Consider the following 19938-nt stretch of genomic DNA (forward strand, 5'->3'; position numbering starts at 1 on the left):
GGTGAAAGTGGACGGACGCCATCGCGGCGATGGCGCGGACGTCATGGAGGCGACTGTGACCAGCGATGCCCCGGGCACCACGACGGGAACCGCCCACCCCAGCGACCGGATCGACACCTCGGTCGCCCACCCGGCCCGGCGGTACAACTACTGGCTCGGCGGCAAGGACAACTTCCAGGCCGACCGGGATTCCGGCGACGAGATGGCCGCGCACTTCCCGACCATCCGCACGAGCGCCCTGGAGAACCGTCGCTTCCTCCAGCGCGCGGTCGGCTACCTGGCCCGCGAGGCGGGCATCCGGCAGTTCCTCGACATCGGCACCGGCATCCCGACGGCGAACAACACCCACGAGGTGGCCCAGTCGATCGCCCCCGAGGCCCGGGTGGTCTATGTCGACAACGATCCGATCGTGCTCGCCCACGCCCGGGCGCTGCTGACCAGCTCCGCCGAGGGCGCCACCGCCTACATCGACGCCGACCTGCGCGAGCCGGAGAAGATCCTCAACCACCCCGACCTGCTGCGCACCATCGACCTGTCCCGGCCGGTGGCGCTGATGCTGGTGGCGATCCTGCACTTCGTCCCCGACGGCGACGACCCGTACGCGGTGGTGCGCCGGTTGCTGGAGGCGCTGCCGCCGGGCAGCTACCTGGCCGCCTCGCACGCCACCCACGACTACCTGCCCCCGGAGGTCGCCGAGGCGGCCAGGGCGGCGGCCCGGGGCGGCGGCCCGCACGGGGTCATCAACCTGCGCAGCCTGGACGAGTTCACCCGGTTCTTCGACGGCCTGGAGCTGGTCGAGCCGGGGATCGGCTCGGTCGCCGAGTGGCGGGCCGAGCAGGAGCCGCAGCCGCGTCCCTCGGTGGTCGAGGTGAGCATGTACGGCGGGGTGGCCCGCAAGTCCTGACGCGCGGATCCCGGGACGATCCCGGGCCACCGCCTCGTCCTTTGTGAAGCAGCGGCGTCGGCCGAAGGCCGACGCCGCTGCGCGCTGTGGGTCCATTGTCGATTGACTGTCGCCGACCGGTCGGGGTAGTCTCTGGATCGATCCAGACTGAATCGATCCAGAAGGGCCGCCGGGTGACCTCGAAGCCGACCTTGCAGGACGTCGCGACCGCGGCGGGCGTCTCCCGCAGCACCGTCTCCAACGCGTACAGCCGCCCCGACCAGCTCTCCGCAGCCCTGCGCACCCGCATCCTCGACACCGCCCGGCAGCTCGGCTACCCCGGCCCCAACCCGACCGCCCGGTCACTGCGCCGCGGCGTCGCCGGCGCGATCGGGGTGCTCTTCACCTCCCAGCTGTCGTACGCCTTCACCGACCCGTTCGCCGTCCGCTTCCTGGCCGGCGCCGCCGGCGCGGCCGAACGGCGCGGCACCAGCCTGCTGCTCGTGCCGCTGCCCACCGACACGACGCAGGCCCGGGCGGCCGTGGAGAACGCCGCGGTCGACGGCTTCTGCGTCTACTGCGCCGCCGACGAGAGCTGGGCCCTGGACGTCCTCCGCGCCCGGGGGCTGCCGTTCGTCACCACCGCGCCCCGCGACGACGCCGGCGCCGACCCGTACGTCGGCATCGACGAGCGGGCCGCCGCCCGCTCCGTCGCCGACCACGTGGCGGCCCTCGGCCACCGGCGGGTGGCGCTGCTCGCCGAGAGCATCCTGCCCGGCGCGCCGCCGGGTCCGCTGCGGCTCGCCGAGGTCGGCGACGTGCCGCACCCCACCACCCGGGGCCGCCTCGCCGGTTTCGCCGACGCGCTGGCCGCCGTCGGGGTCGCCTGGACCGACCTCACCCTGCTCAACGCCACCGACAACAGCCGCGCCGCCGGCGCGACCGCGGTCGCCGGCACGAGCACCGGTGACGACCCGCCGACGGCGCTGCTGGCCTGCTCCGACGTGCTGGCGCTCGGCGTCCTCGACGCGCTCGGCGAACGGGCAGCGACGGTCTCGGTCACCGGCTTCGACGACGTCGCCGACGCCGCCGCGGCCGGCCTCACCACCGTCCGGCAGCCCGCCGAGGAGAAGGGCCGGATCGCCACCGAACTGCTGCTCGACCCGCCCCCCGAGCCCGCCGCCAGGCACGTCCTGCTCCCCACCGAGCTCGTCGTCCGCACCTCCACCCGCCCCGTCCCGAGGAGTTGACCATGGAACAGCCCACCGGCCTCACCCTCGCCCTCGACGCGGTCAACCGCCACGTCAACTCGGCCCGCCCGGACGCGCCCGTACGGCCCGAACGGCCCCAACGACGCCGGCTCGCCCCCGCCCGGCTGGCCGCCGCCGGGGCGCTGCGCCGGCTGGCCGACCTGATGGAGCCCGCGCCCGTACCCGCGCCGCCCTGCCGCCCCTGAACACCCGCCCGGGTGGTCGGCGCCACCCGGGCGGGTGACCCGTACCGGGCGTCGCGCACCAGCGGGGACGCAACCGGACACCGCGGTTGGTGCCCGGCCGGCCCGACCAGGCAGACTGAACCACCATGTCGTCGTTCACGCCCACGCTACGGCTGCACGATCGGTACGTCCTGCGCGCGCGCATCGGCCTCGGCGGGATGTCCGAGGTGTGGCGCGCCGACGACGAGGTGCTGCACCGCTCCGTCGCGATCAAGGCGCTCGCGGGGCAGCTCGCCACCGACCCGGAGCTGCGCGCCACCATCCAGCGCGAGGCGCGAGCCGCGGCGCGGCTCACCCACCCGCACGTCACCCAGGTGTACGACTACGGCGAGGCGGCCCTGCCCGGCGGCGCCGTCGTGCCGTACCTGGTGATGGAGCTGGTCGAGGGGCACAGCCTCGCCGACCGGCTCACCGCGGGTCCGCTGCCGTGGCCGGAGGCGGTCCGTACCGCCGGCCAGATCGCGGCCGCCCTGGCCGCCGCGCACCGCATCGGCGTGGTCCACCGCGACATCAAGCCCGGCAACGTCATGCTCACCGAGACCGGCGCCAAGGTGCTCGACTTCGGCATCGCCGCCCTCGCCGGGCCGCGCGCCGCGGGGACCGCCGAGCCGCTGATGGGCACCCCCGCCTACTTCGCGCCCGAACGGATGACCCCCGGCCCGCCCCACCCGGCCAGCGACGTGTACGCCCTCGGCGCGCTGCTCTACCGCGCCCTCACCGGGCGGGCGCCGCTGCCCGTGCAGACCTGGGAGGACGCGCTGGAGGTGCATGCCCGGCGTACCCCGGTGCCGCCGCTGCGGATCACCGGACTGCCCGCCGACGTCGCCGACCTCACCATGGCCTGCCTCGCCACCGACCCCGACCGCCGGCCCACCGCCGCGCAGCTCGCCGACCGGTTCGGCGCCGGTCGCCCCGCCGAACCGCCCACCAGCCTGCTGCCCACGGTGTCGGCGCCGGCGCACCCGCCCACCCTGATCGACCGCGCCCCGGCCACCGCCCGCGCGGCCGTCGGCGTCGCCGGGCCGGGTCATCCGCCCATCGACCGGACCCCGGCGCCGGCCCGTCCGGGCCGCCCGGAACCCCGCCGGGCGCTGGGTGTCCTCGTCGCCGCCGGCCTGGCGCTGCTGGCCGGACTGGTCGGCGTGCTCGTCCTCGACGACGACCCGGACCGGCGCACCCCGGCCGCCCCGGTCACCGCCGCGCCCCCGCAGGACGAGCCGGTCGCCACCGAGCCCACCCCGGCGGCGGAGCCGACCACGGCCGCACCGCCGTCCCGGGACGACCGCCCGCAGCCCCGGACCGCGCGGGAACTCGCCGCGGAGTTCGCGGCCGTGCTGGACCGGGCCGAGGCGTCCGGCGACGCCGACCCGAAGACCGTCGAGGAGCTGCGGAAGAAGCTGGCGGAGCTGGCCGAGGCGAAGCCCAAGGACCGGGGCAAACGCCTACGGGACCTGGCCGGCAAGATCCAGGAGGCGGTCGAACGGGACCGGATCAGCGACGAGACCGTCATCGAGCTGGGACGCCTGCTCGCCACCTGGCCGCGGCAACGCGGCGGCGGCGGCGATGACGACGACTGACCCGCTCGGCGAAGCTCGACCGGGCACCCGTTAGCGTCACAGCCGGACCGGCCGGCCGGTCACCGGCCGGCCGACACGACCAGGGCCGCGGCCCGCGCCAACAGGTCGGCGTCCAGCATCCCGCTCGCGGCGCGCCGGGCCACCGCCTCGTCCAGCAGCAGCGGTGGACCGCTCTCGGCGAGGAACGCCCCCAGCAGTTGCCCGGCCGGGCCGGCCAGCGGCAGGTCCGGGTCCACGGCGGTCTCCGCGATGATCAGCGCGGTCGTGGTCCGGTCCAGCTCCGGCGGACCTTCCGTGGTGTTGCGCCAGTCGACGACGTACGGGCCGTCGGCGGTCAGCATGACGTTGTCGCAGTGCAGGTCCAGGTGCAGGATGCCGACGGCCGGGTCGGCGGAGCGCCGCGTCGGCAGGGCGTGCAGCCGGCGGTGCAGCTCGGCGAGGGTCCGCGCGACGGACCGGAGGTCGACCAGGCCGGCGACGAACGCCGCCGTCAGCGTCGGCCCGGACAACCGGGCCATCTCCAGCTCGGGTCCGTCGGCCCGGAACACCTCGGGCACCGGGTAGCCCTGCCCGCGCAGGTACGTCATGACCTCCGCCTCGACCCGGACGTCACCGCCCTCGCGGTACCGGCGCAACACCCGGTCGGCGTCAATGGCGTACACGTCGGCCTCGCGACCGGAAGCGAGCGGGACGGTGGCGGTCACCCGCCCCACCGTAGCGGCCGGCCGCCCGAGCGGTGGCCCCACCGACCCCGGCCGCCCGGATCGCCTGTGACCGCCCCCCAGGGTGGGCGTCGCTGCCAGTTCTCCGCCGGGGTCGTCGGCGCGCCCCCGTCAGCGGAGCGTGGCGCGGCCGACCTCGCCGGGGCCGGCGCCGGTCCGCAGCACCGGCGTGCCGTCCGGCCGCCACACGCCGGAGCCGCCCGCCGTCTGCGGGTACCGGCTGCCCGACGGCCCGGCGAAGCTCGCCGTGGCCACCCAGACGCCGTGGTCGGCGGCGACCCGGCGGGCCCGCGCCTCCGGCACCGCCGCGTCCGTCGGCGCCTCCAGCACCCCGGCCGCGTACACGTCGACGCCGAGCGCCATGGTGCGCCTCGCGTGCTCCCGCACGCCGGTGTCCCTGCAGACCGCCAGGCCCAGCCGCCAGCCGTCGACCGCCACCACGGCCGGACCACCGCCCGCCACGAACCGCCGCGGCTCCACCCCACCCAGGAACATCTTCCGGTACGCCACCCGCACGCCGGCGCCGTCGACCGCCAGCACCCCGATGTACGCCGATCCCGCGCCGTCGCCGACCGGCGCACCCGCCAGCGCCAGCGCGCCGGTGTCCGCGCACGCCTCGACCAGCGGCGCGAGCCGCGCGTCGGCGACGTCGAGGCTCGGGGCGTCCAGGTCGTACCCGGTCAGCGACAGCTCGGGAAAGAGCACCACCCGGGCGTCGGCGGCGCGGACGGCCGCCGCGTGCGCCGCCACGTTGGCCGCCACCTCGTGCGGGACGCAGAGCGGCTGGGCGACGGCGAGCGTCAGCGGCGTACGCACAAGGGGCCTTCCTTCCTCCCGGCTGCCGGTGCTCGGAAGCATATGGGCGGATCCGTGGTCGATCCGCCCGACGCCTCGTAGTTTTGTCGCATGATCAGAAGCTCTCTGGCCGCCGATCTCCCCACCCTGGTGTCCGCTGCCGAACCCTCCGCGGAGGGCCCGGTCGGGTACGTCACCGGGCTGGTGGAGCGGCTCGGCGGCCCCGGCGCCGGGCTGGCCGTGGCGCTGGAGAACCTCTTCCCGCCGATCCCCAGCGAGGTGATCCTGCCGCTGGCCGGCTTCACCGCGGCCCAGGGCCGGATCAGCCTGATCGGGGCGATCCTCTGGACCACGCTGGGCTCGGTGGTCGGCGCCTGGCTGCTCTACGGCATCGGCGCCGCCCTCGGCCGCGACCGGATGCGCGCCATCGTGGCCCGGTTGCCGCTGGTGAAGCTCGACGACGTCGACCGGACCGAGGCGTGGTTCCTCAAGCACGGCGTCAAGGCGGTGTTCTTCGGCCGGATGATCCCGATCTTCCGCAGCCTGATCTCCATCCCCGCCGGCGTGGAACGGATGCCGGTCGGCACGTTCCTGCTGTACACCACGCTGGGGAGCCTGATCTGGAACACCACGTTCGTGATGGCCGGTTATCTGCTGGGCGAGAACTGGCACGTCGTCGAGGCGTACGTGGGGTCGTTCCAGAAGGTCGTCATCGCCGCCTGCGTGGCCGCCGCCGGCTGGTTCCTGTTCTCCCGGGTTCGCCGCGCCCGCCAGGCCCGCGCCACCGCCGCCTCCGACGATCTGGAGCCGGCGGCGGTTTCCACCGGGTACGACGAGAACCGGGTGTACCGGGGGACGGTCTACCGCGGGGGCTCCTGGGGCCGCGACACCGACTAGCGCCAGTGGTGGGCGCGGTTCGGCCGCGGTGTCCGATTCCGGGGCGTGACGGTTGTGCCCTGGTGTCGGGATCAGCCCCTACCGAGTGGTGTGCGGTGGCCGACGGCAAGCCTCAGGCTGGAATCGTGGCGGGGCCGGGGTCGTTACATCTCCTGTACGACCGCAGCAGCGGTGACTTGCGCTGCCGCCCGATGGACCCGCCCCTGGCGGAATGACCCTGGGCACCTCGTCGTTACATCCCCTGGACGATCGCACGAGCAGCCCCGCCCCTTGGCGGAATGACGGCAGGCCGGTGGTCGTTACATCCCCCGGCCCGGTCTCACGAGCGAGAGCCTCCGCCGCCTCGGCGGAATGATGGCCGGCCGGTAGTCGTTACACACAGTCCCGGCGACGCAAGCCCCGCTTGTGAAGCCGCCGATCGAAGACTTTTCCTTTGGATTCCTTGAGCGCCTGATCGTGGTGCTTGCGCGTGTCCCGACCCCCATTGGGACACGTCGCCAACCCCCGGATGGAGCTTCTCTGATGAACACGAACATTCTGCGTAAGAGCATGCTGAGCATCGCTGGTCTGGCCTTCGCCGGTGGCGTGTTCGCCGGCCCGGCGACCGAGGCTCACGCCGCCCCGACGGTGGAGGCGAAGGCTGTCGCGGTGGCCGTGCAGGCCGACAAGGCCGACAGGGCCGACAAGGGCAGCAAGCTGATCCCGCACGGTGTGCAGGGCAAGCAGTCGCGCATCGACCTGAACGCCGAGCAGACCAAGAATGTCAAGGCCATCATCGCCGCGACGAAGAAGGCCGACATGGACGAGCGCGCCGCCGTGGTGGCGATCGCGACCGCGCTGCAGGAGTCGAAGCTGGAGAACCTGGGTCACCTGGGTGAGCGCAACGACCACGACTCGCAGGGCCTGTTCCAGCAGCGCCCCTCCAGCGGTTGGGGCACGGTCGAGCAGATCACCGACCCCGAGTACTCGACCCTCGCCTTCCTCAAGGGCCTCAAGCAGGTCGACGGGTGGCAGGACATGCCGCTGACCGAGGCCGCCCAGACCGTCCAGGTCTCGGCCTACCCCTTCCACTACGCACAGTGGGAGCAGCAGGCCGCCGACCTCGTCGCCAAGCACTGGAACAACTGACCCACGAACCACCGACCGCTGGCCGGCACCCCTCGGGGTGCCGGCCAGCGGCATTTCCACCCACAGCGTGAAGAGTTGTCGTCGCCAGGGCGACAACACCTCTTCACAACCCCCGAACCCCCCCCGGTGATCATGAAGTTGTTGGCAGAAACGGAGATCCATACCGCCGACAACTTCATGATCACCGAGGTGAGGAGGGGGCGGGTGATCCGTTCGGGGGGCGGGTCCGTACTGCTTCCCGGGGACCGTGGGAGGGGAGCGTCATGGCCGGGGTGGAGCCGACGGTGCGGGAGAACGGCGACGGGAAACGACCCGCGCCGGTGGTCGAGGTGACGGGGGAGCCCTCGGTGACCGGCCGGACGGCGGCGTACCCGTCGTCCCGGCGGCGGACGATCCGGCTGCTCGTCGCGGCCGCCGTCCTGGTGGTGGCCCTCGGCGCGGTGGCCGTGGTCGTCACGCTGGCCAACCCGGACCGGCTCGGGGTGGCGTTCTCCGGCGGACGGGAAGCGGCGCCGCCGGTGACGGTCGCCGCCGAGCCGGGCGACGCCGGCGCCACCGAGGCAGCCGCCGAGCGGACCCGGACGGCCCCGGTGCAGGGCCGCCGCCGGGCCACCTTCGAACTGGCCGACGGGCTGGCCGCCTTCCGGCTGCGGACCGAGGACCTGGGCGATGAGCTGTACCGGATCGGCAGCCCGGCCGGCGCCGGTGTCGTCCCCCGGCCGGAGGTGCTCGGCGACCGGGTGCGGTTGCGCGTCGAGGAGAGCGGCCGGGGCGGGCCCGGCGCGGTCGACGTGGTGCTCAATTCGCGGCTCGTCTGGCGGCTCCGCCTGGTCGGCGGGGTCAGCGAACACCAGCTCGACCTGACCGGCGCCCGGCTGGCCGGGGTGGAACTGCTCGGGGGCGCCGCCCGGGTCGACCTCCGGCTGCCGGAGGTGGCCGGCGCGCTGACCGTCCGGATGTCCGGCGGGGTCAACCAGTTCACCGTGCGGGTGCCCGGCGCCGCGCCCGTGCGGATCCGCGCCGCGTCCGGCGCCGGCACCGTCACGCTGTACGGCGATCGGCGTGCCGGGGTCGCCGCGGGCGAGACGATCAGCTCGCCCGGCTGGGACCGGTCCCCCGAACGGGTCTACGTCGACCTGGTCGCGGGAGTGAACACGATCACGGTGGGTGAGGACTGAGAGAGTCCGGCATAGAGTCGGGACCGTGGAGCGTACCGAATCATTGCCCGCGCAGACCCGACCACCCGGCGTGGCGCCGGTCGACCCGGGCAGCGTGCTGCTGCTCGGACACGACGTGCCGTTGGGTCGCTACACCACCGTGCGCCGGCTGCTGCCGCAGCGCCAGCGGCGGATGGTGGGCGCGTGGTGCTTCGTGGACCACTTCGGCCCGGACGACGTCGCGGCGCGTCCGGGCATGGAGGTGCCGCCGCATCCGCACAGCGGCCTGCAGACGGTCACCTGGCTGATCGAGGGTGAGATCGTGCACCGGGACAGCCTCGGCAACGTCCAGCCGATCCGCCCCGGCCAGCTCAACGTGATGACCTCCGGGCAGGGCATCGCGCACTCCGAGCGGTCGCCCGCCACGCACCCGCCGGTGATGCACGGCGTGCAGCTCTGGGTGGCGCTGCCGGACCCGGCGCGGGCCGGCGCGGCCGACTTCGCCCACCACGCCGAGCTGCCCCGCTGGACTGACGGCGACTGGGATCTCACCCTGCTCGTCGGTGAGCTGGCCGGCGAGCGCTCGCCGGCCGTCGTGCACACCCCGCTGCTCGGCGCGCAGCTGGAGGCCCGCGGGTCCGCGCCGGCGACCCTGTCCCTGCGGCCGGACTTCGAGTACGGACTGCTGGCCATGTCCGGCGCCGCGCAGGTCGACGGCCTGGCGTTGAACCCCGGCGCGCTGCTCTACCTGGGCGTCGGCCGGGACCGGCTGGAGGTGACCGCCGAACCGGGGAGCCGGTTGCTGCTGCTGGGCGGCGCGCCCTTCGAGGAGCCCCTGGTCATGTGGTGGAACTTCGTCGGCCGCTCGCACGAGGAGGTGGCCACCGCCCGGGAGGACTGGATGGCCGGGCGCCGGTTCGGCGTGGTCGCCGACGACGCCGCCCCGCCGCTGCCCGCTCCGGAGATGCCCACCACCCGGTTGAAGGCCCGCGACCGGCGCGGTGACGTGCGCGGCTGAGGAGCAGGCGTGTCCGCCGTGCGGGCGGGTAGACGCGCGGCATGACGCGCAGTGTGATCTCCCGTACCGAGGACCGGAAACGTCTGGTGCGCCGGCTCGCCGGCGACGGCCGTGGCTTCGCCGAGCAGTACGGCTTCCGGGTGACCAACAACCCGTCCAGCCTGTTCCAGCTGCTCTGCCTCGCGGTGCTGCTGAACCGCCGCGGTGACTTCCGGCGCGCCCTGGACAGCGCGCACGCCCTGCCCGACAACGGTTGGGACAGCGCCGCGCGGCTGGCCCGTTCGCTGCACGCCGACCGGGTGCGGGTGCTGCGCGAGGCCGGCCAGCGCGGGGACGTCGACGCGCTGGCCAACCAGCTGGGCGACCTGGCCCGCACCGTGGTGGAGCGGTACCGGGGCGACCTGCGGCGGCTGCGCGCGTCGGCCGGCCACGACGCGGGCCGCGAGCGGGCGCTGCTCACCGAGCTGCCCGCGGTGGACGACCAGGTGGTGGACCTGTTCCTGCGGGAGGCCCAGGCGTTGTGGCGGGAGGTCGCGCCGGTGGCCGACCGGCGGGCGTTGACCGCGGCGCGGCGGCTCGGCCTGGGGCGCTCCGCGACGGACCTGGCCGAGCTGGCCGGCAGCGGCGAGTCGGAGCGGCTGGCCTGGCTGGTCGGGGCGCTCGCCCGGGTCGACCTGGAGCAGCGGTACGCCGAAGTGACAACCTGACCAGAGGTGCCCTGCCCCACAGTCCGGCGAAAATCAGCCGTACGGATGATGTCGTGTCGTAGGATCTTCGTGGAAGCGATGCCCACCCGGTTCGGGTGGACATCCACCCTCCTGGCGGTCGCGACCCGGTTCGGGCGTGCACTCCCGCCAGTTTCAGGTACGCGTGGCGTCCCCGGTCGCGGTTCGTGACTTGGGGCGCCACGCCTGTTTCCGGCCGTCCTGCGATGGGTGCCCCGAAATAGGCGGCCCACGGCCCGCCACGCGCTGATGCCGGCCCCGCGGTGGCGGGACCGGCATCGGGCTGACGCCTCGCCGGCGCGCTCAGATGCGGCGCAGGTGCTGCGAGACCCGCCGGTGCGGCTCCCGGGCCTGCGCGGCCCGCTGGGACGGCCCGACCTCCGGGGCAGCCTCGATGGCGGCGGAGCGGGCCACCTGGTTGCCGTTGGCGTAGTCGACCGGCGGCAGCGCGCGCAACGCCCGGAGCACGTCCGGCGGAGCGCCCTCCCGTTCGGCCTCCCGTACCACGTCGTCCTTCTCCGCCGGGTAGTCCAGGCTGGACAGGTACTGCAGGACGTCGGTGTAACTCGCCATGGCGTGGGCTCCCTACCGCCTCGATCCGGACACGACCGGCGGCGGTTACCCGTCCCCCCGGCGCTCACGCGCCGCCCCGGACGGATTTCCGCACCGTTTCCGCCGCCCGAGCGCGGGTACCCGAGCCGTCCGACGTCGATGGGGGGAACGCCGATGAACTACGACACCTTCGTCGACCAGGTCGCCCGGCGGACCCAGGTCGACTCCGAGCGCGCGGTGCAGCTGACCCACGCGATCCTGGAGACCCTCGCGGAGCGGCTGACCGGGGGCGAGGCGCTGGACCTCGCCGCCCAACTGCCCGCCCCGCTGCAGATGGTGCTCAAGCCCAGCCCGCGCACCGAGTCGGCGGACCGGTTCGGTTCGGCCGAGTTCCTCGCCCGGGTCGGCCGGCGGGCCGGCGTGGACGAGCCGGCCGCGCGCGAGGCGGTACGGGCGGTCTTCACCACGCTGCGCGAGGCGCTCACCGGCGGCGAGTTCGACGACATGGCGACCCAGCTGCCCCGCGACTACCGGAAACTGGTGGAACCGGCCCTCGCCCCCGGCGCGGCGGTGCTGCGTCGCGGCTGACCGGCGCCGCTCACGCCACCGCGCCCCCGGCGCGCAGCTCGGCGATCCGGTCGGCGTCGAAGCCCGCCTCGGCCAGCAGCTCGTCGGTGTGCGCGCCGGGCTGCGGCGGCGGTCGGCGCACCGACGTCGGCGTCGCCGAGAAGCGGGGCGCCGGCGCGGGCTGGACCACTCCGTCGGGGCTGACGAAGGTGCCGCGGGCCGCCAGGTGCGGGTGCTCCGGGGCCTCCCGCCAGTCGAGCACCGGCGCCACGCAGGCGTCCGAGGTCGCGAGCAGGTCCGCCCACTCGTCCCGGGTGCGGGTACGGAACAGCCGGGCCCACGCCTCGCGCAGCGCCGGCCAGTTCCCCGGGTCGGTCCGGTCGAGCGCCTCGTCGCCGGCGAGCGGGAAACCGGTGAGCCGGACCAGTTCGTCGTAGAAGCGGGGTTCCAGCGCGCCGACGGCGAGGTGTCGCCCGTCGGCGCACTCGTAGGTGTCGTAGAACGGCGCGCCCCCGTCGAGCAGGTTGACCCCGCGCGGGTCCTGCCACATGCCGAGCCGGCGCAGCGCGTGGATCTGGGTGCTGAGCACCGACACACCGTCCACGATGGCCGCGTCGACGACCTGGCCGGGCGCGCCGGCGCGGACGGCGTACAGGGCGGCGACGACGCCGAGGGCCAGCATCATCCCGCCGCCGCCGAAGTCGCCCAGCAGGTTCATCGGCGGCACGGGACGCTCACCGGGCCGGCCGATGCCGTGCAGCGCCCCGGTCAACGCCAGGTAGTCGATGTCGTGACCGGCGGTCGCCGCCAGCGGCCCCTCCTGCCCCCAGCCGGTCATCCGCCCGTACACCAGCCGTGGGTTGACCGCCAGGCAGTCCTCCGGGCCGAGACCGAGCCGTTCGGTGACCCCGGGCCGGTAGCCCTCGATGAGCGCGTCGGCGTCCCGGACCAGCGCCCGCACCACCTCCCGGCCGGCGGCCGACTTCAGGTCCACGGCGACCGACCGGCGGTTGCGGTTGAGCAGGTCCTCCGGCGGACTGCCGAAGGCGGCCGGCGTGGTGCGATCCACCCGGACCACGTCGGCGCCCAGGTCGGCCAGCATCATCGCGGCGAACGGCCCCGGACCGATGCCGGCCAGCTCGATCACCCGGACGCCGGTGAGGGGGCCGACCCCGGCGGGGACGGGTGCGTCTTCGGTCATCGGGCCACGATAGGCGCAGCACCTCCACCGCGTCGCCCCCCGCCGACCGTCGGGGACCCGTACGCAGCTGTTGACCAGGGCAACCAGCTGACCAGGGGCCGGTGTGGCCCACTTGGCGGGGGACTGCGCCTGGCCTAACCTTGACCCGCGAGGGGAGTACTTCCCACGAACCATTCCGGTCAGTACGGCGTGCCCCGGGCGCGCCTCGGGTGGTTGCCCACCGATCGTGGGTGAAGGAGACCTCGAACATGGCACTGTGTTCGAGGAGGCTCCATGAACGATCTGTCGTACCTGGCTGCCGATCTCCAGTCGGTGGGCACGCCCGCCCTGTGGACGGTCACCATCGCCGGTGTGCTCGCCCTGCTGGTGCTGGACTTCCTGGTCACCCGCCGCCCGCACGAGGTCTCGCTCCGGGAGGCCCTGGGCTGGTCGGCGTTCTACATCGCACTTCCGCTGGCCTTCGGCGCCTGGATCTGGTCCCGCTTCAGCTCCCAGCAGGGCGTGGAGTACCTCACCGGTTACCTGGTCGAGAAGTCGCTCTCGGTCGACAACCTCTTCGTCTTCATGCTGCTGCTGGCCGCCTTCGCGGTGCCCGCCGCGCTCGCCCAGCGGGTGCTGCTCTACGGCATCGCCGGCGCGCTGGTGCTGCGCGCGGTCTTCATCGCCCTCGGCGCCGCGGCCCTGGAAACCCTCGACTTCGCCTTCCTGCTCTTCGCCGTCATCCTGATCGTCACCGCGGTCAAGCTGCTGCGCGACGCCCTCTCCGGGCACGAGCAGGAGGTCGACATCAACAAGATGCGGTCGGTGCGGCTGCTGCGCAGGTTCATGCCGGTCGTGGACGACTACCACGGCACCCGGATGACCGTCCGGCAGGACGGCCGCCGCGCGCTCACCCCGTTCGCCCTGGTCGTGGTCGCGGTGCTCGCCACCGACGTCGTCTTCGCCGTCGACTCGGTGCCCGCCGTCTACGGCATCACCGAGGACCCGTACCTGGTCTTCGCCACCAACGCGTTCGCGCTGCTGGGCCTGCGCGCGCTCTACTTCGTGCTGCACGCCGCGCTCAGCCGGCTGGTGCACCTCAGCTACGGCCTCGCCGCCATCCTCGCCTTCATCGGCGTCAAGCTGGGGCTGCACTGGGCGCACGGCATCTGGAAGGGCGTGCCGGAGATCCCCACCCTGGCCTCGCTGGGCGTCATCATCGGTGTCCTGGTGGTCGTCACCATCACCAGCCTGCGCGCCACCCGGGACCGCACTCCCGGCGAGCACGAAATGGTCGCCGACCACCGCTGACCGCGTACGGAAGGGCCCCCGGCGAACCGGGGGCCCTTCCCCGCACTCCGACCCCTCCCGCGCCCGCTGCGGGCGAACCGCGTCGCGCCCCCACCCGGAGGTGGTACGACTGACGGGTGGGAATCGTGTCACCAGGTTTTCAGGGCCGCCGCCGCGCGACCGACTCGGCGCTGCCGCCGGGTCAGTACCTGGCCGAGGACTTCCCGGTGCTCTCCGCCGGGCCGACGCCGAGGGTTCCGCTGGACACCTGGGAGTTCGTCCTCGCCACCGAGACCGGCACCGAGTACCGCTGGACCTGGGACGAGCTGCAGGGCCTGCCGCAGGAGACGCCGACCGTGGACATCCACTGCGTCACCCACTGGTCCAAGCTCGGCACCAACTGGGCCGGCGTCTCGCTGGACGTCCTGCTCGACGGCATCGACACCGCGGCGGACTACGCGCTGGTCCACTCGTACGGCGGTTACACCACGAACCTGCCCCTGGACGACCTGCGCGGCGGTCGTGCCTGGGTGGCGCACACCTACGACGACGAGCCGCTGGCCGCTGAACACGGCGGACCGGCCCGGCTGCTCGTACCGCACCTGTACTTCTGGAAGTCGGCGAAGTGGGTGCGCGGCATCCGGCTGAACGTGGTCGACGAGCCCGGTTTCTGGGAGACCGCCGGCTATCACGACTACGGCGACCCGTGGCGCGAGCAGCGCTACGCGGGCGACTGAGGTGGCCAGGCCGGTGACCGCCGCCCGGGTGGGCGCGCCGCTGACGTGGCGGCTGGCCCGGCTGGTGGAACGCCGGGTGGAGACCCCGTCCGCGCAGACGCTGGTCCTCGACGTGCCGGGATGGCCGGGGCACCTTCCGGGGCAGCACCTCGACGTCCGGCTCACTGCCGAGGACGGCTACCAGGCCGTCCGGTCGTACTCACTGGCCGAGCCGGCCGACGGGGAGCGCGTCGCGCTCACCGTGCAGCGGGTGGCCGACGGGGAGGTGTCGCCGTATCTCCTCGACGGCTACGGCGAGGGCGACCCGGTGGAGGTGCGCGGCCCGGCCGGCGGCTGGTTCGTCTGGCGGCCGGAGCAGGCCGATCCGGTGCTGCTGATCGGCGGCGGGTCCGGGGTGGTGCCGCTGATGGCCATGATCCGCGCCCGCCGGAAGGCCGGCAGCCGGACGCCGTTCCGGCTGATCTACTCCGTCCGGACCCCGACCGACGTCATCTACGCCGACGAGCTGCGTCGTCGCACCCGCGACGACTTCGGTCTGGACGTCGCGTACGTCTACACCCGCCAGGCCCCCGACGGGTGGCGGGGCGAGCCGCACCGGCTTGGCCTGGCCGACGTCAACACCCACGGCTGGCCGCCCGACCTGGAACCGCTCTGCTACGTCTGCGGCCCCACCGGTTTCGTGGAGACGGTGGCGGACCTGCTGGTGGGCCTGGGCCACCAGCCCCGACGGGTGCGAACCGAACGGTTCGGCCCCACCGGTTGACCCGCGAGGAGACCCGATGACCGACATGTCCTACCTGGACGGAAACATGCTCGACGGCCCGTTGCGCGAGTTGTTCGCCGTCGACCTGAGCCCCGCCACCGGCCGCTGCGAGTCCTGCGGGCGGGTGGGCCCGGTGGCCGGGCTGCACGTCTTCTCCCACGCGCCGGGGCTGGTGGGCCGCTGCCCGTCCTGCGAACAGGTGATGCTGCGGTTGGTCCGCGCGCCCGACCGGGCCTGGCTGGACCTGCGCGGCTCCACCTTCCTCCAGGTGCCGATGCCGCTGGACGAGCCGTACGCCCGCTGAGCCGTCCCGGCGGGTGGCCCGCAAGCTGGGCTTCCGGCAGGAGGGGTACTCCCCGGACTACCTGTTCATCGACGGCGCCTGGCGCGACCACGAACGCTGGGCGATCGTGGCACCCGCGCCGGAGTGAGGACGGTGGCGGTCGGACGTGGCCGCCACCGTCGCCCGCTCATCGTCCGGGACGGCGCGTCTCGGCACGTTGCACGCCCAGCCGCTCGAAGCGTCCCTGCTTCTGTTCGACGCGCCGGCGCTGCCGGGGCGTGAGCTGCTTACGGCCACTCTGCCGCAGGTAGATCGGCTGCCGCTGGTCGTTGGACATCGGCATGCTCATCCCGTCGCTCCCCTCGGGCTGGATGGCGGTGGACACCACGCTGCCCCGGCGTCGGGTGAGGCGGCCCCACCCGGGGCGGGTGACCCGGGTCGGCGCGGGTCAACTGCCCGGCCTCGGGAACGCGACGGGGGAGCGGTGACCGTCCCGGTCGACCGCCCGGACGCCGAAGAAGACGTTGTCCTTGGACAGGTCGACGGTCGCCTCGGTGACGTCGCCGACCGGGATCACCCGCTGCCACTCGGCGGCGGTGGTCTCCCGCCACAGCACCTCGTAGCCGGCCAGGTCCGGCTCGTCGCCGCGCTGCCAGCGCAGCGTGGTGTCGTTGGTGAGGTTGGTGGTCACGATGGTCGCGCCCTTCGGGGTGCCCGGGCCCTGGGCCAGCGACCAGAGCACCGCGCCGTTGACCCGGGTCACCCGGGCGATGTAGGCGAAGTCGCAGAACTCCGGCAGGTCGCCGTACTGGACCCCGTCGACCACCCGGACGTCCTGGTGCTGGTGGGCGAAGTCCTCGTTCGGTTCGGTGAACCGCCCGGCCGGCCAGCCCTCGCGCAGGAACGGGATGTGGTCGCTGCCGCGCAGGTAGCGGTCCCGCCGGTAGACGACCCGCACCCGCATCCCGGTGGCGCCGTTCTCGGCCACGTCGGTGACGAACCGGGCCAGCTGTCGGGACGGGGAGTCGTTCTCGCCGCCCACCGACTGCCGGGTGGTCGCCTCGGCGGGGGTCTCGGCCGTCGGCACCCCCTCGGCGAAGAGCCGCACGCGGTACGGGTCGCGCGTGCCGTCGTCGGCGGTGCTGGAGCCGATGATGTCGTCGCTGAACATGCCCTGCACGTCGACCCCGGCGGCCTTGAGCTGCCTGGCCAGGTACGTCGAGCCGTACAGGCCCTGCTCCTCGCCGGCGACGGCGGCCAGGACGACCGTCGCCTCGCTGCGCCGGGTGGCCAGCACCCGGGCCAGCTCCATCACCAGCGCCACCCCGGAGGCGTCGTCGTCCGCCCCGGGCGCGTCGCTGACCGCGTCCAGCACGTCGGTGGCGCGGGAGTCGTAGTGGCCGGTCACCACGTACACCCGGTTCGGGGCGACGTCGCCACGGAGGGTGGCCACCACGTTGGTGATCCGGGTGGCGACCGGGATCCGGGGCGCCGGCTCCTGCACGTACGACTGGAGCTCGACGGTCATCCGGCCGCCGGAGGCGGCGGCGTACCCGGAGAGCTGCGCGAAGATCCAGTCCCGGGCGGCGCCGATGCCCCGCACCGGGTCGTCCTGGCTGGACAGGGTGTGCCGGGTGCCGAACGCGGCGAGCCGGCGCACGGTGGCCTCGATCCGGGCGGCGTCGACCTCCCGCAGCAGCGTGCGCAGCTCGCGGTCCGGGGCCTGGGGTCGGGCGGGCCGGCCCGGCCCGGGCGGGCCGGCGTCTGCGTCCGCGGCGGCCGGTCCCGGGGCCAGGGGTACGGCCACGGTGGCGGCGGTCGCGACGGCGGAGGCGGACAGGAAGGTGCGGCGGGTGGACCTGGTGGGTCGGTCGCTCTCGTGTTCTCCCATGACGGCATCCTCACCACCTTCAACGTCGGTTGTCCATATCCATGATGATGGATCGGGTTGTTCACCCGCGGCGGGTGATGCCCGGACCGCCCGGGCGTGCCTACGGTGGGTGACATGGCTTCCGCCCGCCCGACGCCTGCCGATCCCATGCCCGATCTGCGCGTCTCGCGGCAGAGCGGTGACCAGCGGGCGGTTCCGCCCGAACTCGGCCCGAACTCGCTCGCGGTGCTCAGCGGCCCCACCTTCATGTACTCCGACCAGGCCGGGAACGTGCCGGCCGGCGGCATCGGCGGCCTGGTCCACCTGGACACCCGGCTGCTCAGCGGGTGGGAGCTCACGCTCAACGGGGGCCGGCTGCTGGTGCTGCGCTCGGAGACCCTGGACCACTTCTCGGCGCAGTTCGTGCTCACCAACCCCGCCCTGCCCGGGCTGCCGGCGGACAACGTGACCGTGCGGCGGCTGCGCTACGTCGGCGACGCCTTCCGGGAGCGGGTGGAGCTGTTCTCGTTCCGCAGCGACGAACCGGTCCGGTTCGAGCTGCGGCTGGCCGTCGCCGCCGACTTCGCCGACCTGTTCGAGGTGAAGTCCGGCGTGCGTGACCGGTCGGCGCAGATCGTCCGTCGGCACGCGCCGGACGGCAGCGAGCTGCACTTCTCCTACCGGCCGGAGGGGTTCTCCGCCGAGACGCAGGTGCGCTGCTCGGTCCCGGCGGACCGGATCGAGGGCGACGACCTGGTCTGGGAGGTGGAGCTCGCGCCCCGCGAGGGATGGCAGGTCGACCTCGAGGTGCCGCTGCCGCCGGGGCCGGGCGTGGTCGAGCCGGTCCGGGGCGACATCGCCCAGGTGATCCACGGCGGCCTGGACGACCCGAGCCGCCGCTGGATCGCCGACCGGGCCCGACTGCACAGCGAGAACCCGATCCTGGAACGGGCCACCGACCGGTCCCGCCTCGACCTGGCGGCGCTCCGGCTGGAGATGGAGGTCCGGGGGCAGCGGGTCACCCTGCCCGGCGCCGGGCTGCCCTGGTTCCTCACCATCTTCGGCCGGGACACCCTGATCACCGCCTACCAGACCCTGGTGGCCGGGCCGGCCCTGGCCCGCGGCACGCTGCTCGCCCTGGCCCGGTTGCAGGGCCGCCGGTGCGACGACTTCACCGACGAGGAGCCCGGCAAGATCCTGCACGAGGTCCGCAGCGGTGAACTCACCCGGACCGGACAGAAGCCGTACAACCCGAACTACGGCACCGCCGACGCCACCCAGCTCTGGCTGATCCTGCTCTCCGAGTACTGGCGGTGGACGCGCGACGACGACACGGTGCGGCTGCTGCGCGACAACGCGCTGGCCGCGCTGGGGTGGATGGACGACTACGGCGACCGGGACGGCGACGGCTACGTCGAGTACGCCACCCGCTCGCCGGAGGGGCTCGGCAACCAGTGCTGGCGGGACTCACCCGACGGCGTCTGCTTCGCCGACGGGCGGATACCGGTGCTGCCGATCGCCACCAGCGAGATCCAGGGCTACACCTACGACGCGAAACTGCGGCTCGCCGAACTCGCCGACGGACCGCTGGACGACCCGGCCCTGGCCGAGCGGCTGCGCGCGGACGCCGCCCGGCTGTACGAGCGGTTCAACCGCGACTACTGGCTCGACGAGCGCGGCGGATTCTACGTGGTCGGCCTGGACGGCGACAAGAACCCGATCGACTCCAAGACCTCCAACATGGGACACCTGCTGTGGAGCGGCATCGTCCCGCCCGAGCGGGCCGAGCGGGTGGCGCGCCAACTGCTGCACCCGGACATGTTCTCCGGCTGGGGCATCCGGACCCTGTCCCGGGAGGAGCGGCCCTACAACGCCCTCGGCTACCACCTGGGCACGGTCTGGCCGCACGACAGCTCCCTGGCCGTGCTCGGGCTGGTCCGCTACGGCTACCGCGCCGAGGCCAACCGGGTCACCCTGGGGCTGCTCGACGCCGCCGCGCAGTTCGGTCACCGGCTGCCCGAGGCGCTCGGCGGATACGACCGGAGCCGGACCCGGTTCGCGGTGCCCTACCCGACCGCGTGCAGCCCCCAGGCCTGGGCCAGCGGCGCCCCGCTCGCCCTGACCCGGGCCCTGCTGAACCTGAACCCCGGTGACACCGAACTGGTCATCGACCCGGACATCCCGCCCGAGATCGGCCGGATCACCGCCGAGCGGGTCCGCGCCTTCGGCCGTCGCTGGAAGCTGGAGGCGGTGGGGCGCAGCGGGCACGTCCGGCTCGAAGAGGACTGACCGGACGAGC

21 protein-coding genes are annotated in these 19938 nt (G+C 74.0%); 15 read left to right on the top strand and 6 right to left on the bottom strand.

Annotation, left to right across the window (positions count from 1 at the left end; all coding sequences use genetic code 11):
* The first annotated feature begins 43 nt into the window (after nt 1-43).
* From V6U79_RS04260 to V6U79_RS04275, 4 genes are all read left to right on the top strand, one after another.
* Nucleotides 44-904, top strand: coding sequence for an SAM-dependent methyltransferase (locus V6U79_RS04260; RefSeq protein ID WP_334613558.1), 861 nt, complete (start codon nt 44-46; stop codon nt 902-904).
* 173 nt (nt 905-1077) lie between these two features.
* Entirely contained in the window at nt 1078-2133 is a 1056-nt protein-coding gene (locus V6U79_RS04265) for a LacI family DNA-binding transcriptional regulator (RefSeq protein WP_334613559.1), read from the top strand.
* Between the two features lie 2 nt (nt 2134-2135).
* Nucleotides 2136-2339 carry a hypothetical protein gene (locus V6U79_RS04270; RefSeq protein WP_334613561.1) on the top strand — a complete coding sequence of 68 codons (204 nt, stop codon included), beginning with the start codon at nt 2136-2138 and terminating at the stop codon, nt 2337-2339.
* Nucleotides 2340-2464: 125 nt separating this feature from the next.
* Nucleotides 2465-3955: a protein kinase domain-containing protein gene (locus V6U79_RS04275; RefSeq protein WP_334613562.1), complete on the top strand. Its 1491-nt coding sequence runs from the start codon at nt 2465-2467 to the stop codon at nt 3953-3955.
* 59 nt (nt 3956-4014) lie between these two features.
* Here the strand turns inward: V6U79_RS04275 and V6U79_RS04280 are convergent, their stop codons facing one another.
* Together V6U79_RS04280 and V6U79_RS04285 are read right to left on the bottom strand one after the other, a co-directional pair.
* Nucleotides 4015-4659 carry a phosphotransferase gene (locus V6U79_RS04280; protein WP_334613563.1) on the bottom strand — a complete coding sequence of 215 codons (645 nt, stop codon included), beginning with the start codon at nt 4657-4659 and terminating at the stop codon, nt 4015-4017.
* Between the two features lie 129 nt (nt 4660-4788).
* Complete coding sequence (locus tag V6U79_RS04285) at nt 4789-5493, bottom strand: carbon-nitrogen hydrolase family protein (protein WP_334613564.1); 705 nt, start codon at nt 5491-5493, stop codon at nt 4789-4791.
* A 90-nt stretch (nt 5494-5583) separates the two neighbouring features.
* On the opposite strand from V6U79_RS04285, the gene V6U79_RS04290 reads away from it, so the two are divergent.
* The 5 genes from V6U79_RS04290 to V6U79_RS04310 all read left to right on the top strand — a co-directional run bounded on the left by V6U79_RS04290 (nt 5584) and on the right by V6U79_RS04310 (nt 10379).
* The gene (locus V6U79_RS04290; RefSeq protein ID WP_334613565.1) at nt 5584-6369 is read left to right on the top strand and encodes a DedA family protein; all 786 of its coding nucleotides are present in this window, start codon (nt 5584-5586) and stop codon (nt 6367-6369) included.
* A gap of 522 nt (nt 6370-6891) precedes the next feature.
* Nucleotides 6892-7497 (top strand): hypothetical protein, encoded by a 606-nt coding sequence (locus V6U79_RS04295; RefSeq protein ID WP_334613566.1) that lies wholly within the window; start codon nt 6892-6894, stop codon nt 7495-7497.
* Nucleotides 7498-7760: 263 nt separating this feature from the next.
* On the top strand, nt 7761-8675 hold the full coding sequence (locus V6U79_RS04300) for a hypothetical protein (protein ID WP_334613567.1): 915 nt from the start codon (nt 7761-7763) through the stop codon (nt 8673-8675).
* A gap of 25 nt (nt 8676-8700) precedes the next feature.
* Complete coding sequence (locus V6U79_RS04305; protein ID WP_334613568.1) at nt 8701-9672, top strand: pirin family protein; 972 nt, start codon at nt 8701-8703, stop codon at nt 9670-9672.
* 41 nt (nt 9673-9713) lie between these two features.
* Nucleotides 9714-10379, top strand: a complete 666-nt coding sequence (locus V6U79_RS04310; RefSeq protein WP_334525848.1) for a hypothetical protein — start codon at nt 9714-9716, stop codon at nt 10377-10379.
* Between the two features lie 321 nt (nt 10380-10700).
* On the opposite strand, the gene V6U79_RS04315 is transcribed toward V6U79_RS04310, so the two are convergent.
* Complete coding sequence (locus V6U79_RS04315; protein WP_334613569.1) at nt 10701-10970, bottom strand: DUF2795 domain-containing protein; 270 nt, start codon at nt 10968-10970, stop codon at nt 10701-10703.
* Between the two features lie 153 nt (nt 10971-11123).
* Here V6U79_RS04315 and V6U79_RS04320 point away from each other — a divergent pair, with 153 nt between their 5' ends.
* On the top strand, nt 11124-11537 hold the full coding sequence (locus tag V6U79_RS04320) for a DUF2267 domain-containing protein (RefSeq protein WP_334525852.1): 414 nt from the start codon (nt 11124-11126) through the stop codon (nt 11535-11537).
* 10 nt (nt 11538-11547) lie between these two features.
* Here V6U79_RS04320 and V6U79_RS04325 read toward each other — a convergent pair whose 3' ends face one another.
* Nucleotides 11548-12717 (bottom strand): CaiB/BaiF CoA transferase family protein, encoded by a 1170-nt coding sequence (locus V6U79_RS04325; protein ID WP_334525854.1) that lies wholly within the window; start codon nt 12715-12717, stop codon nt 11548-11550.
* A 273-nt stretch (nt 12718-12990) separates the two neighbouring features.
* On the opposite strand from V6U79_RS04325, the gene V6U79_RS04330 reads away from it, so the two are divergent.
* The 4 genes from V6U79_RS04330 to V6U79_RS04345 all read left to right on the top strand — a co-directional run bounded on the left by V6U79_RS04330 (nt 12991) and on the right by V6U79_RS04345 (nt 15790).
* Nucleotides 12991-14007, top strand: coding sequence for a TerC/Alx family metal homeostasis membrane protein (locus V6U79_RS04330; protein WP_334613572.1), 1017 nt, complete (start codon nt 12991-12993; stop codon nt 14005-14007).
* 125 nt (nt 14008-14132) lie between these two features.
* Nucleotides 14133-14723 carry a sulfite oxidase-like oxidoreductase gene (locus V6U79_RS04335; RefSeq protein ID WP_334525859.1) on the top strand — a complete coding sequence of 197 codons (591 nt, stop codon included), beginning with the start codon at nt 14133-14135 and terminating at the stop codon, nt 14721-14723.
* A gap of 13 nt (nt 14724-14736) precedes the next feature.
* Nucleotides 14737-15486, top strand: coding sequence for a ferredoxin reductase (locus V6U79_RS04340; RefSeq protein ID WP_334525862.1), 750 nt, complete (start codon nt 14737-14739; stop codon nt 15484-15486).
* Between the two features lie 16 nt (nt 15487-15502).
* On the top strand, nt 15503-15790 hold the full coding sequence (locus V6U79_RS04345) for a DUF6510 family protein (protein WP_334525865.1): 288 nt from the start codon (nt 15503-15505) through the stop codon (nt 15788-15790).
* A gap of 166 nt (nt 15791-15956) precedes the next feature.
* Here the strand turns inward: V6U79_RS04345 and V6U79_RS04350 are convergent, their stop codons facing one another.
* Nucleotides 15957-16118: a hypothetical protein gene (locus tag V6U79_RS04350; protein ID WP_334525867.1), complete on the bottom strand. Its 162-nt coding sequence runs from the start codon at nt 16116-16118 to the stop codon at nt 15957-15959.
* Between the two features lie 99 nt (nt 16119-16217).
* Nucleotides 16218-17660: a M20/M25/M40 family metallo-hydrolase gene (locus V6U79_RS04355; RefSeq protein ID WP_334525870.1), complete on the bottom strand. Its 1443-nt coding sequence runs from the start codon at nt 17658-17660 to the stop codon at nt 16218-16220.
* A 114-nt stretch (nt 17661-17774) separates the two neighbouring features.
* Between V6U79_RS04355 and V6U79_RS04360 the strand changes: the two genes are divergently transcribed.
* Nucleotides 17775-19928 (top strand): amylo-alpha-1,6-glucosidase, encoded by a 2154-nt coding sequence (locus tag V6U79_RS04360; protein WP_334525872.1) that lies wholly within the window; start codon nt 17775-17777, stop codon nt 19926-19928.
* Nucleotides 19929-19938 lie beyond the last annotated feature (10 nt).

This window comes from Micromonospora psammae (assembly GCF_036902725.1).
GTDB lineage: Bacteria > Actinomycetota > Actinomycetes > Mycobacteriales > Micromonosporaceae > Micromonospora.